Source organism: Brevundimonas sp. UBA7506, from assembly GCF_002479495.1.
Classification (GTDB): domain Bacteria; phylum Pseudomonadota; class Alphaproteobacteria; order Caulobacterales; family Caulobacteraceae; genus Brevundimonas.
In genome coordinates this window covers 326,482-340,702 of sequence record NZ_DLNQ01000015.1, presented here as the reverse complement: position 1 = coordinate 340,702, position 14,221 = coordinate 326,482, and the positions used below count along the sequence as shown (strand labels likewise).

Sequence of the window (14,221 nt, the reverse complement as noted above, 5' to 3'; positions counted from 1 at the left end):
CGTCCCGAGAGCTTAGCGCGCCGCCGGACGCTGACCGGCCTCGAGGATGGGCATGCCCGCCTCGGTCGGGATGTAGATGGTCTGGCGGCCTTCCTTGCCGGCCGTCTCCTGCAACATGTTGATATAGGACCAGCGCAGATAGGCCTCGGGGCCGCCCAGGGCCTCGGCCATGATGCGGTTGGCCTCGTTGGCGCCCTTGGCGCGCTCGATCTCGGCGGCGGCGGTCAGCTTGGCCGAGTCCAGGGCCGCCTGAGCCTCCAGCACGCGGATGCGGCGGTTCTGCACCGCCTCCTCATAGGCCGCCTTGCCCGCCATCTGCTTGGAATAGACGTTGTAGGTCGGGAAACCGACCAGGACGACGGCGACCAGAACGCCGATGGCGATGATGGAACCGATGGTGAAACCTATGCCGCGCATCTGCGCCTCCCCGGAAATCTGAACGACGCTCAGGGTGGACGGCGCCGCCCCCCAGGGTCAAGCGCGGCTCAGCGCCGCGTGGATGCGGGCGCCGGGACCAGCTCGATCAGATCCAGATTGGACTCGTTCGCCGGCCAGGGGATGACCAGCCGCCAGCGGCGCTCGCCGATGCGTTCGACCACCGCCACCATGTCGCGCTCGGCCCGCAGGCCATAGGCGCGCGCGGCCGGTTCGGAGGCCAGGGCCATGGAGCCTAGGAAGACCATCTGGCGATCGTTCTCGGGAAAGAGCAGGCCGCTGGGACGCTGCGACCCGGTCAGCTTGCTGAACTTCAGGCCCGCCGACGTCTGTTCGATGCGGCAAGCGAACCAGCCGTAAACCACATAGCCCAGACCGCCCTCGCCGCCCTGCGAGCCCAGCTTGACGGTGCGACAGCGGTAGTTCCCGACCGGCGGCGCCACCGAGGGACGCCCCGCGTCCGGGTCGATCAGATCGCCCAGACCGTTCAGGTCGCCCGACCCGGCCTGACGCTTCGCCTGCTGCAGGGCCAGGGTCCAGGCGGCCTCGCGCCGCTGATAACGGTCGCGATCAGCAGCGGTGATGACCCCGCGCCAGTCGCTCAGGACCACACCGCCGGGGGCTTCGGGCGCTGACGGGGGAGGCGGCGGGGGCGGAGGGGGAGGCGTGGTCGCACAGCCCGCCAGCACCGCCGCCAGCACGCTCGAGATCAGCGCGCCTGGAATGAGGGCGTGAGGCCCCCGCGCCTTGAAATGCGAACTACCGGCCGACGGACGTGACATGGGCTCTCCCTAGCACAGGGTCGAAAAAGCCCCCGCCCCCTAGGAAGCCCCCTGAAGCCTCCGCGTCAACCCTGCGGGCGGGCGACGTCGCGACGCCAGACCGTCTCCGCATGCCTCAAGCGGCGTCAATCGTCCCGGCCCGCACGGCGACGTCACCTGTCGTCGAGACCGGCGACAGGGCGCGCGACAGAGCTTCGGCCAAAGCCGGAATCTGCAGGGGCTTGGTCAGATATTCGATAAAGCCGGCCTCGCGTCCTCGGCGGATGTCGGCGAGGGCCGCGCCGGCCGACAGGGCCAGAACCGGCACCGTCCGGGTCAACGGGTCCTCGCCCAGACGCGCCTTGAGCTGGAAGCCGTCCATCCCCGGCAGGTTGATGTCCAGAATGATGACATCGGGACGCAGATCCCGGGCCAGGGCCAGGCCCTCCGGCCCTGTCTGGGCCACATGCAGCCGCAAGCGGCCAAAGGCCGTGGTCACATGGCGCATCAGGGCGACGTTCGACGGATTGTCCTCGACATAAAGCAAGGTGGCCTCGGGCAGGTCGGCGGCCGGGACGGGCGAAGCGATCAGGGCGCGCGGCTGGGCCGCCGAGGCCGGCAGATACATCGTGAAGACCGCCCCCTCGCCCTCGCGGCTTTCCGCCTCCAGCCGACCGCCCATGGCGTCGATCAGACGCCGCGCCACGGCCAGTCCCAGGCCCGCGCCGGGCACGTCTGAAGCTTCGCGGCCCAGCCGGTTGAAGGGCTGGAACAGGCCGTTCATGCGGGCTGCCGGCAGGCCCGGTCCCGTGTCGTGGACGCTGAGGCTGACGCCCTCGGCGGACTGGCGCGCCTCGATCAGGACGGCGCCGCCGGGGCGATTGTATTTGACGGCGTTCGCGATCAGGGCGGTCAGCACCTGACGCAGCCGCTCGCGGTCGGCGCGGGCGGCGAGGCCGGCGACGGGCGGCGGCTCCCGCAACTCGACTTCGGCGGCCTCGGCCATGGGGCGCAGGGCCTCGCAGACCTGACGCGCGACCAGCAGGGGATCCAGCCGCTCGACGTTCAGCGCCAAGCGCCCGCCTTCGATGTCGGCCAGATTCAGCACCTCGTCGACCAGGACCAGCAGCCGAGCCCCGGCGTCGCGGATCTGCTCCAGCGCCTGATGCTGGCGATGGGTCAGGGGCTCCTGCGCCTCGTTCATCCGCATCAGGTCGGAGAAGCCGATGACCGCGTTCAGCGGCGTGCGCAGTTCATGGCTCATGCTGGTCAGGAACTCGGTCTTGGCGCGGTGCGCCGCCTCGACCTGGGCGGCCTGGCCTTCGGCGGCGGTCAGGGCCGCCTGAAGTTCACGCGCCCGCTGCTCGGAACAGGCCTCGAGCGTGGCGTTGACCCGCCGCAGGATCGCCACCTCGCGTCGGGCCTTCACCGCCATCCGCAACCCCGCCCAGCAGCCCGACAGGGCCAGGGCGACCACCACCAGAACGAGTTCCATCGCACGTCCCTCCGATGACTCCAGAGTGACGCCTATAGATTGCAGTTATGTAAACGTGCGCGTTAAGGTTGCGCGCCGCCGATCAGCCTTCGTCGGTCGCCGGCTCGACCTTGCGGCGCGGCGCGCGACGCTTGGGCGCGGGCGCTTCCTCCGAAGCGGCCTCCACCTCATCCGAAGACGGCGCGGTCGGGCGGGTCAGGAAGCCAGGCAGACCCATGCCGTCGCTGGCCTCGCCTTCGGCCGGCGCACGCTCGGCGCGCGGACGACGCGGGGCGCGGGCGGGACGGGCCTCGGCCTCTTCCTCGACGACCGGCGCGGCGGCTGGTTCGTTCGAGCTGGCGGCGGCGTCGTACTCAGCCTCGGCTGCGGCGCGGGCTTCGTCCTCGGGCGTGGCCTCGCCGGCTTCGAAGCGACGGTTGCGTTCCTCGCGGCGGCGCTCCCAGCGCTCGCGGCGGGTTTCACGACGGCCGCCCTCGCGGGGCTCGCCCTCGGCGCGGGGTTCGCGGTCATTGTCGCGCGGCTCGCGCGGTTCACGATCCCGGTCGCGGTTGTAGTCGCGGTCCCGATCACGGTCACGGTCGCGATTGGCGTCACGTTCGGCGCGCTCGGCCTGGCGACGGGCTTCGTCCTCGGCCTTTTGCTGCTCGGCGGCGGCGGCGGCGATGATGGCGGCGGCCTGGGCGCCCGACTCGTCCTCGAAGTCGATGTCGAAGCCCTGGCCGGCCAGTTCGCGCTGGGCGATCTCCGAAACCGGACGCTGCGGCTGCAGGGCGCGCAAGACACGGAAATAGTGTTCGGCGTGCTGAGTGTAGTTCTCGGCCAGGACGCGGTCGCCGGCGGCCGAGGCGTCGCGCGCCAGCTGCATGTAGCGCTCATAGACGGTCTGGGCGTTGCCGCGGACCTTGATGTTCTCGGGGCCTTGCGAGTCCCACGACCGGTTCGGGTTGGTCGCATTGGCGTTGTTGCCGCCGCCGCCGGGCTTCCGGTTGCGTCCGCGCTGACGCTTCATGCCCTTGAAATCTCTCATCGGAGCTTACCGTGCTGGTGCGGGCCGCCGTCGGGTAAGGACGGGCAGGACCCAGTTCGTCGTTCCGTTCGGTCGGGGCCAATCCCCGTATCGATGTGCTCGGAAAACCGTTCGTCGCCCTGTGGTCCGCCGGGCCCTGCAGGCCCGACCGTCACTGGCCCAGACGCGCTTGAGCGAGCAAACCTGCCCGAAAAGACCGCGTTTGAGTGGGAGACAAGAAACGACTTAGCGCGCGATGAAGCGCTTTCCAAGGGTTTTGTTGCAGGCCCTGCGCTCGGCCCCGGTCACGCTTCCGGAAGGGGATCGACGCGCGGGTCCGGGCCGTTGGTGACGACGCGGTCGCGGTCGCCCAGGTCCTTGACCACCTTGACGCCGGTGAAGCCCGCCGCCTCGAACAGGGCCTTGACCGCCTCGCCCTGGTCCCAGCCGATCTCGACGGCGAACACGCCTTCGGGACGCAGGATGCGGGCGATCTCGGGCGCCAGGTCGCGATAGGGCTGCAGGCCGTCCGGGCCGCCGTCCAGCGCCAGATGCGGGTCGTGCTCACGCACCTCGGGGTCCAGGCCGGGAATGTCGCCGGTCGGGATATAGGGCGGATTGGACACCACCAGGTCGAAGCTGTCGTCGGCGAAGCCCGCGGCCCAGTCGGTGCGGATGAAGGTGCAGCGGCCGTTGAGGTCCAGGTTGGCGGCGTTCTCACGGGCCACGGCGATGGCCTCGGTCGAGATGTCGGTGCCGACGCCGCGCGCCCCGGCCCGCTCCATCAGAGTCGCCAGCAGGATGGCGCCCGAGCCGGTGCCCAGATCGACCATCTCGAAGGCGCGGTGCGGCGGGAAGGCGCGGACGATGACATCCAGCAGGGTCTCGGTGTCCGGACGCGGACTGAGCACGTCGGGGGTGACGTTCAGCATGATCTTCCAGAAGCCCTTCTTGCCCAGGATGCGCGACACGGGCTCGCGCTTCAGCCGACGCTCGATCATGGCGTCCAGCGCAGCGATCTTGTCGGCGTCGACGACGCGATAGGGATCGGTCAGGATGTCGACACGGCCCGCGCCGGTCGAGGCCTCCAGCAGCAGGCGGGCGTCGATCGACGGACTATCGATGCCGGCGGCCTTCAGGCGGGCCTGGGCGCCTTTCCAGGCGGTCAGCAGGGTCGGGGCGGCGGATGCGTTTTCGGACATGAGGGCTGATTGGCGATTGCGAGGCGGGAATTCAAGACGCAAGCCGATCGGGAACAGGCGGCGAGCGTGGCCGTTGTGGGGCGGATGGGGATGCAGAACCTTCTGAAACGGCCCGCGCGACGACGCGGGAACAGCGGCGCCGTCTGGCGCTATCTCAGCGCGGCCGCGGGCGGCCTGGCGGCCGGAGCCACGGCGGCGCATCTGCTCTATACGCAGGGCCACAAGTACGGCGTCGAACTGCGCCCCAGGCGGCCCGAGCCCCAGCCCCCGCGCGACCCCACGCCCGAGGACTATGACGCCAAGGAGCCCGGCCGCGGCCGGCTGGCCCAGCACCCGGTCCGCATTCCGCGCAAGGGGTGGATCGACATCGCCTGGCGCACGACCATGGGCTACTTCGGCGACCGGGTCGGCTTTGTCGCCGGAGGCGTGACCTTTTTCATGCTGCTGGCCCTGTTTCCGACGCTGGGCGCCTTTGTCACCATCTACGGCCTGTTCGCCGATCCGGCCGACGCCTGGAACCAACTTAGTTTTCTTTATGAAGTGCTGCCGTCGAATGTAGCCCAGTTTCTGGGGGCCGAGATGACCCGTCTGGCGGGCGGCTCGACCGGGCAGCTGACCTTCACCCTGGTCTGGACCCTGGCCCTGTCCCTGATGGCGGCCAACGGCGGAGTGAAGACCCTCTTCTACGGCCTCAATCTCGCCTATCACGAGGTCGAGCGGCGCAACATCCTCACCTACAACCTGCTGTGCATGGGGATCACGGTCTCCGGCCTTCTGGCGGTGCTGGTCAGTTCCGCCCTGGTGGTCGGCGTGCCCGTGGTTCTGTCGGTCTTCGGGCTGGAGGAGGAATGGGCCCATCTGGCGCCGCTGCGCTGGCCCCTGCTCTATCTCGGCTATGTGGCGGCGCTTGCCCTCATCTATCGCATCGGGCCGTGCCGGGCGCGAGCGCGGTGGCGCTGGCTGACGCCGGGCGCCCTGTTCGCGGCGGCGCTCAGCCTGCTGGTGTCCTTCCTGTTCAGCTGGTTCCTGACCACCTTCGTGCGCACCGACTCCTATGGTCCGCTGGCGGCGGCCATGGGCTTCCTGCTGTGGACCTGGTTCTCGGTGCAGGTGATCCTGATGGGCGCCCGGCTGAACGCCGAGATCGAGCATCAGACCGCCATCGACACCACCACCGGCCCGCCCCTGCCCATCGGCGAGCGCGGGGCGATCATGGCGGATTCCGTCGGCCCGCGTCGGGGCAATCCGGCGGCCCTGGCCTTTACCCTGAAATACGCCGAGGCCCTGGGCGACCGGGTGCTGAAGCGGCGCGTCAAACGCCGCTGAACGCTCAGCCGAGCTCGGCCTCCAGATCGGCCAGGCGAGCGGCCTGATCCTCGGCGATCAGGGCGTTCAGCAGGGGGTCAATGTCGCCTTCCAGAATCTGCGGCAGGCTGTGCAGGGTCAGGCCGATGCGGTGGTCGGTCACGCGCCCCTGGGGGAAGTTGTAGGTGCGGATGCGCTCCGACCGGTCGCCGGAACCGACCTGCGACTTGCGCGCGTCCGAACGGGCGGCGTCCTTGGCCTGGCGCTGCATGTCGTACAGGCGCACTCGCAGGTTCTTCATCGCCTTGTCGCGGTTGACGTGCTGCGACTTCTCCGACGAGGTCACCATGATGCCCGTGGGCAGGTGGGTGATGCGCACGGCCGAGTCGGTCGTATTGACGTGTTGGCCACCGCTGCCCGACGAACGATAGGTGTCGATGCGGATGTCCTGATCGCGAATCTCGATCTCGACGTCCTCGACCTCGGGCAGGACCGCCACGGTCGCCGCCGAGGTATGGATGCGCCCCTGCGACTCGGTCGAGGGCACGCGCTGGACCCGGTGAACGCCGCTTTCGAACTTCAGACGGCCAAAGACGCCTTCGCCGCTGACGGTGGCGATGATCTCCTTGTAGCCGCCCGCGTCTCCCTCGGTCAGGCTGTCGATCTCGACCCGCCAGCCACGCGACTGGGCGTAGCGCGAATACATGCGGAACAGGTCGCCGGCGAACAGGGCCGCCTCGTCCCCGCCGGTGCCGGCGCGCACTTCCAGCACGGCCGAGGCGTTTTCGTCGGCGTCGCGCGGGGCCAGAAGCAGGGCGACCTCGCGCTCCAGCTCGGGCAGGCGCTCGTTCAGGGCGTCCAGTTCGTCGGCGGCCATGGCGGCCATTTCCGGATCCGAGGCCATGGTCTTCAGATCCTCGACCTCAGCGCGGGCGCGGGCCAGGGACTGCACCGCGTCGGCCACCGGCTTCAACTCGGCGTGCTCTTTCGACAGGCGCACGATCTCGGCGCCGTCCGAGGCCGCGCCCATGCGCGCCTCCACCTGGTGGAAGCGGTCGAGCACCTGATCGAGACGGGCCTGGGGCAGTCGCAAGAGAGCGTCCTTTGAAGGAAATTTCGAGCGCGGAGCCTTACTCGCCCGACCGGCCCCTGTCGATGGAAAGGCCGGAACACGCGCAGATGGAGCGATTGTGAACAGCCGTCACAACCCCGTCAGGGCGGTTCCTTCGCAGGTGCAAAACCCCTAGCTCGACGGTGGCTGAAACAAGAACGGAGACAGGGATGTTCGATGGAAACGCGGATTCCACCGCCGGGGCGGACGCCAATGTGGCGCGGCTTTGCGCCCTCTACGACGGGCTGCTTGAGCGTTCGGACGCCGCGGTGTCGCCCGAGGCCGAGACCGAGTTGAAGGCTCTGGCCAAGATCTTCGACCTGGACGCCGACCGCCCCGCCGCCGAGCTGTGGCCCTATGTGCGCGCCGTCCTGGTGCGCCAGGCCCCGGCCGAAGCGCCGGACGCCCGGGCCGCGCCCGAGCCCATGACCGTCCTGCTGGTCGAGGACGACGCCGAGGCCGCCGCCGCCCTGACCGAGGCCCTGGACGCCGCGGGACACCGCGTGGTCGGGCCCTTCCACAGCGCCGAAGCCGCCGAGGCGGCCACCGCCCTGCACCCCATCGACGCGGCCCTGCTGGACATCAATCTTTCGGGCGAAGCCACGGGGATCGACCTGGCCCGCAGCCTGAAGGCGCGCTGGGGCGTGCCGGTCATCTTCCTGTCCGGCGACGTCAGCGCGGCCGCCGCCAACGCCGAACTGGCCGCCGCTATGGTGATCAAACCCTATACCGGCCGCGACGTGCTGGACGCCCTGGCGCGGCTGGAGCCCGCCGGCTGATCCACGCGCAACCAAAGCGCGGCCCCGGCCATTGCCACCGGGGCCGCGACCTGCGTCTGATGAGGCTTAGGGGGCTGAATGGACACTTTTTTCCTGTTTCTGCTGGTGGGCGTTCTGGCCCAGGCGGTCGACGGCGCCCTGGGCATGGCCTACGGCGTCATCTCCTCATCGGTCCTGCTGGCCCTAGGGGTGCCGCCGGCGACGGCCTCGGCCAGTGTTCACGCCGCCGAGGTCTTCACCACCGCCGCCTCGGCGGGCAGCCACGCCTGGCACAGGAATGTGGAATGGCGGCTGTTTCTGCCCTTGGCCATCGCAGGCGTGATCGGCGGGGTACTGGGGGCCTATGTCCTGACCGGCATCGACGGGGCGGTCATCAAGCCCTTCATCATCGGCTATCTGGCCCTGATCGGCGTATGGATCCTGTGGCGGGCCGGACATGACGTGCCGCACCGCCACCTGCCCGCCTGGATCACCGCCCCCATCGGCGTGGTCGGCGGCTTTCTGGACGCCGTCGGCGGCGGGGGATGGGGACCGACTGTGTCCTCCACCATGGTCGGCGCCGGACATGATCCGCGCAAGGCCATCGGCACGGTCAACACCGCCGAGTTCTTCCTGACCGTCGCCATCTCGGCCACCTTCGTCTGGGCCCTGGTGACGGGTCACTGGGAAGAGGCCGGGGCGCTGGAGAACCACCTCGCCGCCGTGGCCGGTCTGGTCGTCGGCGGCCTGATCGCCGCCCCGTTTGCGGGCCTGATCGTCAAGAAGGTGCCGCGCAAGGTTCTGACCTACGCCGTCGGCGGTCTGCTGTTGATCCTCGCCGCCTTCCAGGGCGCGCAACTGGCCGGCCTGATCGGCAAATAGAAGGGGGCGGGACCGACCCGAAGCCCGTCCCGTCCCTTCGTCTCAAGTCCTCGTCGCCATCAGACCGGCGCGGTCGCCTGGAAGCTGGGACGCTGTTCCAGCGCAGCCTGCAGAGCGACCAGATGGGGGCGGCCCGCCTTCCAGTCGTAGTCCGGGTGACGGAAGCTGATCCAGCTGACGACGATCCCGGCGCTCAGCACGCCCATGTTGAAGTCCTCGGCGTCCGGCGCGGCCGCTTCCAGGGCGTCCAGGGCCCGCCCCATGTTGAAGGTCCAGCGCTCCATCCACGACGGCGAACGCTCGTGCTCGGGACGGCGCTTCTCCAGCACCAGCTTGACCCCCATCTCCAGCGCGGCGTTGGCCAGGGTCTCCAGCCGCTTGACGCGCAGACGCTCGGCGCCTTCTGCGGGCAGCAGACGCGCGCCGGCGCCTATGGCGTCGAGGTATTCACAAATGACCGGGCTGTCGGTCAGCGGCAGGCCGTCCTCGGCGATCAAAGTCGGCACCTGCACCACCGGGTTGGTGGCCAGCAGTTCCGGCGCATTGGCGTAGGGATCGACCGCGATCTCCTCGATTCGATCCGTCAGACCCTTTTCACGGGCGACGATGCGGACCTTGCGCGCGAAGGGCGAAGGGGTGGTGATGTAGAGCTTCATGTTTACTCGGCGGCTTTGCGCGCGGCGTCCAGTTCGGCGGCCTTGGCTTCGACCTGGGCGACGATCTCGTCGATCATGCCGTCGTTGGCCTGTTTGTGGGCGATCTTGCCGTTCAGATAGACCATGCCCGCCCCCTTGCCCCCGCCGGTAAAGCCGACGTCGGTGTAGAGGGCCTCGCCCGGGCCGTTGACGACGCAGCCGATGATAGACAGCGACATGGCCGTGGAGACATGGGCCAGCTTCTCTTCCAGGATCGCCACCGTCTCGATGACGTTGAAGCCCTGACGGGCGCAGGACGGGCAGGCGATGATGTTCACCCCCCGGTGACGCAGGCCCAACGACTTCAGAATGTCGAAGCCGACCTTGATCTCCTCGACCGGATCGGCGGCCAGGGAGACGCGGATAGTGTCGCCGATGCCCGCCCACAGCATGCTGCCCATGCCGATGGCGGACTTGATGGTGCCGGTGCGCAAGGGTCCCGCCTCGGTCACGCCGAGGTGCAGCGGGCAGTCGATGGCGTCCGCCAGCTGCTGATAGGCGGCCACCGTCAGGAAGGGATCGGACGCCTTCACCGAGATCTTGAACTCGTGGAAGTCCAGGTCCTGCAGGATGCGGGCGTGGTTCAGCGCGCTTTCCACCATCGCATCCGGGCAGGGTTCGCCGTATTTCTCCAGCAGTTCCTTTTCCAGCGACCCGGCGTTGACGCCGATGCGCATGGAGCAGCCGTGGTCGCGGGCGGCCTGGACGACCTCCTTGACCCGATCCATCGAGCCGATGTTGCCCGGATTGATGCGCAGGCAGGCGGCGCCCGCCTGGGCCGCCTCGATGCCGCGTTTGTAGTGGAAGTGGATGTCGGCCACGAGCGGCACGCGGGCCTCACGCGCGATCGTTTTGAAGGCCGCTGTTGACTCCACGTCGGGGCAGGAGACGCGGACGATGTCGGCCCCGGCCTCTTCCAGCTGACGGATCTGCTCCAGCGTCGCGGCCGCGTCGGTCGTCGGGGTGTTGGTCATCGACTGGACGCTGATCGGGGCGTCGCCGCCGACCGGAACCGAGCCGACCATGATCTGGCGGCTCTTGCGGCGCTCGATGTGGCGCCAGGGACGGATGTGGCCGAATTCGGTGCTGCTCATGTCGCGCGGAACATAGGCGAGGAACGACGGCAAAACCACGACATCAGCCGCGGACCGCGACGATTCATCCGGCGGGAGCGACGGCCGGCGGCGGCGCGGCGGCTTGAGCAGCGGCCTGGGCGGCGCGGGCGCGGGCCTGGGCCTCGGCGGCTGCGGCGGCGCGAGCCTCCGACTGGCGCGCTTCGGTCTGCGCGCGGGCGTTCAGGGTCCCCAGCGGCGACTGGGCCGCAGGCAGGGCCCCGCTGTGCTCGCCGTTCAGATAGACGTCGAAGGCGGCCGGGTCCGAGACGTCGATCGTGGCCGAGAGCCCGGGGGGCGCCCGCCAGGCCTCGCCCGCCGCCAGCTGGCGCGCGAACAGGATGCGGCCGTCGCCCTGCCGCACCACCAGGGCGGCAGGCTTCCTGGCCTGAAGAATGACCTGGGACGTCGTGGCCGAGGCGCCGTAAACCGCGCCTCGCGGGTTGAAGGCGGCCTGCACCGGCGGCGCGGGAAGCACGACGGCGGCGTTGGGATCGTCCGGGTCGATACCCGTCAGCTGAGCCTCCAGCCCCGGCGTGATGTAGAGGGCCGGGGTGGTCTGGTCCGGCGGGGCGGCCCGTGGCGCGCCGAGGTAAAGGGCCCGCTCGACCTCGGCGTCGGCCTCCTCGGCCCAGTTCCTGGGCACAGCGACCAGATCGGAGGGGTGCGGCGGCTCGATGCGGACCACGCGCTGGAAGACGTTCCATCCGACCACGGCCACGATCAGCACGCCCAGGGCGGCGAGGATCTTGGGCGAAGTGCGGCGCATCTGCTGCAGGGCGGCGCCGGTAGGGGCCTGAAGCGGCACGGCGGCTTCCGGGAACTCGCGCTTGAAGCGCTCGACGGCGGTCAGTTCGTCCAGCCCCAGGGCCCCCGCATAGGCGCGGACATAGCCCATGGAGAAGATGCGCGACGGCAGGACCGAGAACTCGTTCTGCTCCAGCGCCGTCAGGTAGCGCGGATGCACCCGCGTCATGGTCGACAGCTGGGCCATGGACCGGCCGGAGGCGAGACGGGCGGCGCGCAGGGCTTCGCCCAGCGTCTCGGCGTCCTCGAGGGACGGCGCGTCCTGCCGATCCTGATCCATGCGGGGTTCCGTTGGTGCGGGCGCGAAGGCGTCCTGCCCTTGGCTTAGACGAGGCCCGCCCGCCGGGCAACGCGGGAAAGCGGCTCCGCTTCGATCAAACGATGACGTTCAGCTTGCGCGCCAAGGACTCGATCTCGCCGCGCACCGACCCGGCCGAGGACCCGAGCAGGACGTTCATGCCGCGACGGGCGGCGGGCAGGTCCGCCGACAGGATCATCCGCTTGACCGGCCCCACCCCGCCGGCGGGCGCCGACAGGCGGGTGTAGCCCAGGGTGATGAGGGCGAAGGCCTCCAGCGGACGCCCCGCCAGCTCGCCGCACACCGAAACCGGCGTGGCGCTGTCGGCGCACTTCTGCTGGATCTCGGCCAGGGCGCGCAGGGCCGGCGGCGACAGGGGGTCGTAGCGATCCGAGACCAGGGGATTGGTCCGGTCGGCGGCGAACATGTACTGTAACAGGTCGTTGGTGCCGATGGAGACAAAGTCGGTCAGGGGCAGCAAGGCGTCCAGGTGCCACAGCAGGCTGGGGCATTCGACCATGGCCCCGACCCGCAGCAAGGACGGCAGGGGTCGACCGCGACGCCGGGCCCAGTCGCACTCGACATCAACCAGTTCGCGCGCGGCGCGGAACTCGTCCACCGTGGCGATCATGGGGAACATGACGCGCAATTCGCGCCCGGCGGCGGCGGCCAGAAGGGCGCGCACCTGCATCCGCAACAGGGCCGGACGGTCCAGACCCAGACGGATGGCGCGACGGCCCAGAGCCGGGTTCTCCTCTCGCTCATTGTCCAGATAGGGAAGGACCTTGTCGCCGCCGATGTCGAGGGTGCGGAAGGTGACTGGTCGGTCGCCCGCCGCGTCCAGCACCAGCTTGTAGAGCGCCGTCTGGGCGTCCAGGCGCGGCAGTTCGTCCGAGACCATGAACTGGAACTCGGTGCGGAACAGGCCGATGCCCTCGGCCCCGGTCGCGTCCAGATTCTCCAGATCCACGGCCAGACCGGCGTTGGTCAGGATGGTGATCCGAGAGCCGTCCTTTGTCACCGCGGGCGTGTCGCGCAGCAGATCGAACTCGGCCCGGCGCTGTTCGCGCAGGGCCATGCGGGTCTGGACCGCCGCCAGCATGTCGGGACGCGGCCGCAGATAGGCCTCGCCCGTCTCGCCGTCGACGATGACCTGATCGCCTTCTGACAGGCGGTCGCGCAGGCCCTGCAGACGGCCGACGCAGGGGATCTGCAGGGCGCGGGCGACGATGGCCGCGTGGCTGGCGGCCGAGCCCTCTTCCAGCAGCAGGCCGCGCAGCTTGTGGCGCGGATACTCCAGCAGGTCGGCGGGACCGAGGTTACGGGCCACCAGAATGGCGTCGTCGGGAAGGTCGCGTTGACCCGGATTGTCGCCCGCCAAAACCCGCAGCAGACGGTTGGCCAGATCCTCGAAGTCGTGCAGCCGCTCGCGGATATAGGGATCGCGGGCCTTGGCGAAGCGAGCGCGGTGCTCGTTGCGGACCCGGTCGACGGCCGCCTCGGCGGTCAGGCCAGAGCGCACCGCCTCCTCCAGCGACCGGTTCCAGCCCCGGTCGTCGGCGAACATGCGATAGGTCTCGAGCACCTCGAACGAGGTCCCGCCCAGCTTGCCCTGGCCGCCTTCCAGCATGTCGTCGATGCCGGCCTTGAGCGCCGACAGGGCCTCGGCCAGACGCCTTTCCTCGGCGACCGGGTCGTCGGACAGCAGTTGCTCGGGCGCCAGCGGGGCCTCGTGCTGGACGACGACGCCGTAGGCCAAGCCCTCGGCGAACTTCTGACCCTTCAGCCGTTCGGGGCGGTGGGGCGCCACCTCGACGTCGCGCAGTTCGTCCTGGGCCAGCAGCTCGCCCGAGGCGACTGTCTCGGCCAGAACCATGGCGATCGTCTGGATGTCCTCGACCTCTTCCTCGTCATAACGACGGGCGGCGCGGTTCTGGACGACCAGAACCCCGATGGCCCGACCACCCCGCAGCAGGGGCGCGCCGAGGAAGGCGTGGAAGGGGTCTTCGCCCGTTTCCGGACGATAGGAGAAGCTGGGATGGGACGGGGCGTCCGACAGGCTGATCGGCTGGGCCAGCCGGGCCACCTCGCCGACCAGACCCTCCCCGGGCCGCAGCCGGGTGTTGTGGACGGCCTCGGGGTTCAGGCCCTGGGTGGCGAACAGCTCCAGCTCGCCCGAGGCGCGGCGCAGATAGATGGAGCAGACCTCGGCCACCATGGACTGGGCGATGACGCGCACCACCATGTCCAGCCGATCCTGCGCCGGGCCGCCGCCGGCCATGGCTTCGCGGATCTGGCGCAGGAGGTTGCGAGGCCCCCTCGTCGTCAATCCGCCCTTCACCATGTCGCCTCCC

13 protein-coding genes are annotated in these 14,221 nt (G+C 69.8%); 3 read left to right on the top strand and 10 right to left on the bottom strand.

All coding sequences use genetic code 11. The annotated features are described in order from the left end of the window. Window positions 1-12: 12 nt before the first annotated feature. The 5 genes from B3K53_RS14230 to prmC form a co-directional block, all read right to left on the bottom strand. Window positions 13-417, bottom strand: coding sequence for a hypothetical protein (locus B3K53_RS14230; RefSeq protein WP_292085160.1), 405 nt, complete (start codon window positions 415-417; stop codon window positions 13-15). A gap of 68 nt (window positions 418-485) precedes the next feature. Further along, window positions 486-1,217, bottom strand: coding sequence for a DUF4893 domain-containing protein (locus B3K53_RS14225; protein ID WP_292085158.1), 732 nt, complete (start codon window positions 1,215-1,217; stop codon window positions 486-488). Window positions 1,218-1,332: 115 nt separating this feature from the next. Next, entirely contained in the window at window positions 1,333-2,691 is a 1,359-nt protein-coding gene (locus B3K53_RS14220; RefSeq protein WP_292085155.1) for a hybrid sensor histidine kinase/response regulator, read from the bottom strand. An 82-nt stretch (window positions 2,692-2,773) separates the two neighbouring features. Then, complete coding sequence (locus B3K53_RS14215) at window positions 2,774-3,718, bottom strand: DUF4167 domain-containing protein (protein WP_292085154.1); 945 nt, start codon at window positions 3,716-3,718, stop codon at window positions 2,774-2,776. 284 nt (window positions 3,719-4,002) lie between these two features. Next, complete coding sequence (prmC, locus tag B3K53_RS14210; protein WP_292085153.1) at window positions 4,003-4,899, bottom strand: peptide chain release factor N(5)-glutamine methyltransferase; 897 nt, start codon at window positions 4,897-4,899, stop codon at window positions 4,003-4,005. 66 nt (window positions 4,900-4,965) lie between these two features. Here prmC and B3K53_RS14205 point away from each other — a divergent pair, with 66 nt between their 5' ends. Then, window positions 4,966-6,225 (top strand): YihY/virulence factor BrkB family protein, encoded by a 1,260-nt coding sequence (locus B3K53_RS14205; protein WP_292085152.1) that lies wholly within the window; start codon window positions 4,966-4,968, stop codon window positions 6,223-6,225. A 4-nt stretch (window positions 6,226-6,229) separates the two neighbouring features. Here the strand turns inward: B3K53_RS14205 and prfA are convergent, their stop codons facing one another. Then, window positions 6,230-7,297 carry a peptide chain release factor 1 gene (gene prfA, locus B3K53_RS14200; protein WP_292085151.1) on the bottom strand — a complete coding sequence of 356 codons (1,068 nt, stop codon included), beginning with the start codon at window positions 7,295-7,297 and terminating at the stop codon, window positions 6,230-6,232. Between the two features lie 188 nt (window positions 7,298-7,485). Between prfA and B3K53_RS14195 the strand changes: the two genes are divergently transcribed. Then, window positions 7,486-8,094 carry a response regulator gene (locus B3K53_RS14195; RefSeq protein WP_292085150.1) on the top strand — a complete coding sequence of 203 codons (609 nt, stop codon included), beginning with the start codon at window positions 7,486-7,488 and terminating at the stop codon, window positions 8,092-8,094. A gap of 78 nt (window positions 8,095-8,172) precedes the next feature. Further along, entirely contained in the window at window positions 8,173-8,955 is a 783-nt protein-coding gene (locus B3K53_RS14190) for a sulfite exporter TauE/SafE family protein (protein WP_292085148.1), read from the top strand. A gap of 59 nt (window positions 8,956-9,014) precedes the next feature. Here B3K53_RS14190 and B3K53_RS14185 read toward each other — a convergent pair whose 3' ends face one another. From B3K53_RS14185 to ptsP, 4 genes are all read right to left on the bottom strand, one after another. Then, window positions 9,015-9,611, bottom strand: a complete 597-nt coding sequence (locus B3K53_RS14185; RefSeq protein WP_292085147.1) for a glutathione S-transferase N-terminal domain-containing protein — start codon at window positions 9,609-9,611, stop codon at window positions 9,015-9,017. 2 nt (window positions 9,612-9,613) lie between these two features. Further along, window positions 9,614-10,744, bottom strand: coding sequence for a flavodoxin-dependent (E)-4-hydroxy-3-methylbut-2-enyl-diphosphate synthase (gene ispG / locus B3K53_RS14180; protein WP_292085144.1), 1,131 nt, complete (start codon window positions 10,742-10,744; stop codon window positions 9,614-9,616). 64 nt (window positions 10,745-10,808) lie between these two features. Continuing rightward, window positions 10,809-11,849, bottom strand: a complete 1,041-nt coding sequence (locus B3K53_RS14175; RefSeq protein WP_292085142.1) for a helix-turn-helix domain-containing protein — start codon at window positions 11,847-11,849, stop codon at window positions 10,809-10,811. Between the two features lie 94 nt (window positions 11,850-11,943). Beyond that, window positions 11,944-14,211, bottom strand: coding sequence for a phosphoenolpyruvate--protein phosphotransferase (gene ptsP, locus B3K53_RS14170; RefSeq protein ID WP_292085140.1), 2,268 nt, complete (start codon window positions 14,209-14,211; stop codon window positions 11,944-11,946). Between the last annotated feature and the right edge of the window lie 10 nt (window positions 14,212-14,221).

What these genes read in the sequence shown, in the direction of transcription:
- ptsP (WP_292085140.1), bottom strand. Translation starts at nt 14,211, where the DNA reads ATGGTGAAGGGCGGATTGACGACGAGGGGGCCTCGCAACCTCCTGCGC.
- B3K53_RS14215 (WP_292085154.1), bottom strand. Translation starts at nt 3,718, where the DNA reads ATGAGAGATTTCAAGGGCATGAAGCGTCAGCGCGGACGCAACCGGAAG.
- prmC (WP_292085153.1), bottom strand. Translation starts at nt 4,899, where the DNA reads ATGTCCGAAAACGCATCCGCCGCCCCGACCCTGCTGACCGCCTGGAAA.
- B3K53_RS14195 (WP_292085150.1), top strand. Translation starts at nt 7,486, where the DNA reads ATGTTCGATGGAAACGCGGATTCCACCGCCGGGGCGGACGCCAATGTG.
- B3K53_RS14225 (WP_292085158.1), bottom strand. Translation starts at nt 1,217, where the DNA reads ATGTCACGTCCGTCGGCCGGTAGTTCGCATTTCAAGGCGCGGGGGCCT.
- B3K53_RS14220 (WP_292085155.1), bottom strand. Translation starts at nt 2,691, where the DNA reads ATGGAACTCGTTCTGGTGGTGGTCGCCCTGGCCCTGTCGGGCTGCTGG.
- B3K53_RS14230 (WP_292085160.1), bottom strand. Translation starts at nt 417, where the DNA reads ATGCGCGGCATAGGTTTCACCATCGGTTCCATCATCGCCATCGGCGTT.
- B3K53_RS14175 (WP_292085142.1), bottom strand. Translation starts at nt 11,849, where the DNA reads ATGGATCAGGATCGGCAGGACGCGCCGTCCCTCGAGGACGCCGAGACG.
- ispG (WP_292085144.1), bottom strand. Translation starts at nt 10,744, where the DNA reads ATGAGCAGCACCGAATTCGGCCACATCCGTCCCTGGCGCCACATCGAG.
- B3K53_RS14185 (WP_292085147.1), bottom strand. Translation starts at nt 9,611, where the DNA reads ATGAAGCTCTACATCACCACCCCTTCGCCCTTCGCGCGCAAGGTCCGC.
- B3K53_RS14190 (WP_292085148.1), top strand. Translation starts at nt 8,173, where the DNA reads ATGGACACTTTTTTCCTGTTTCTGCTGGTGGGCGTTCTGGCCCAGGCG.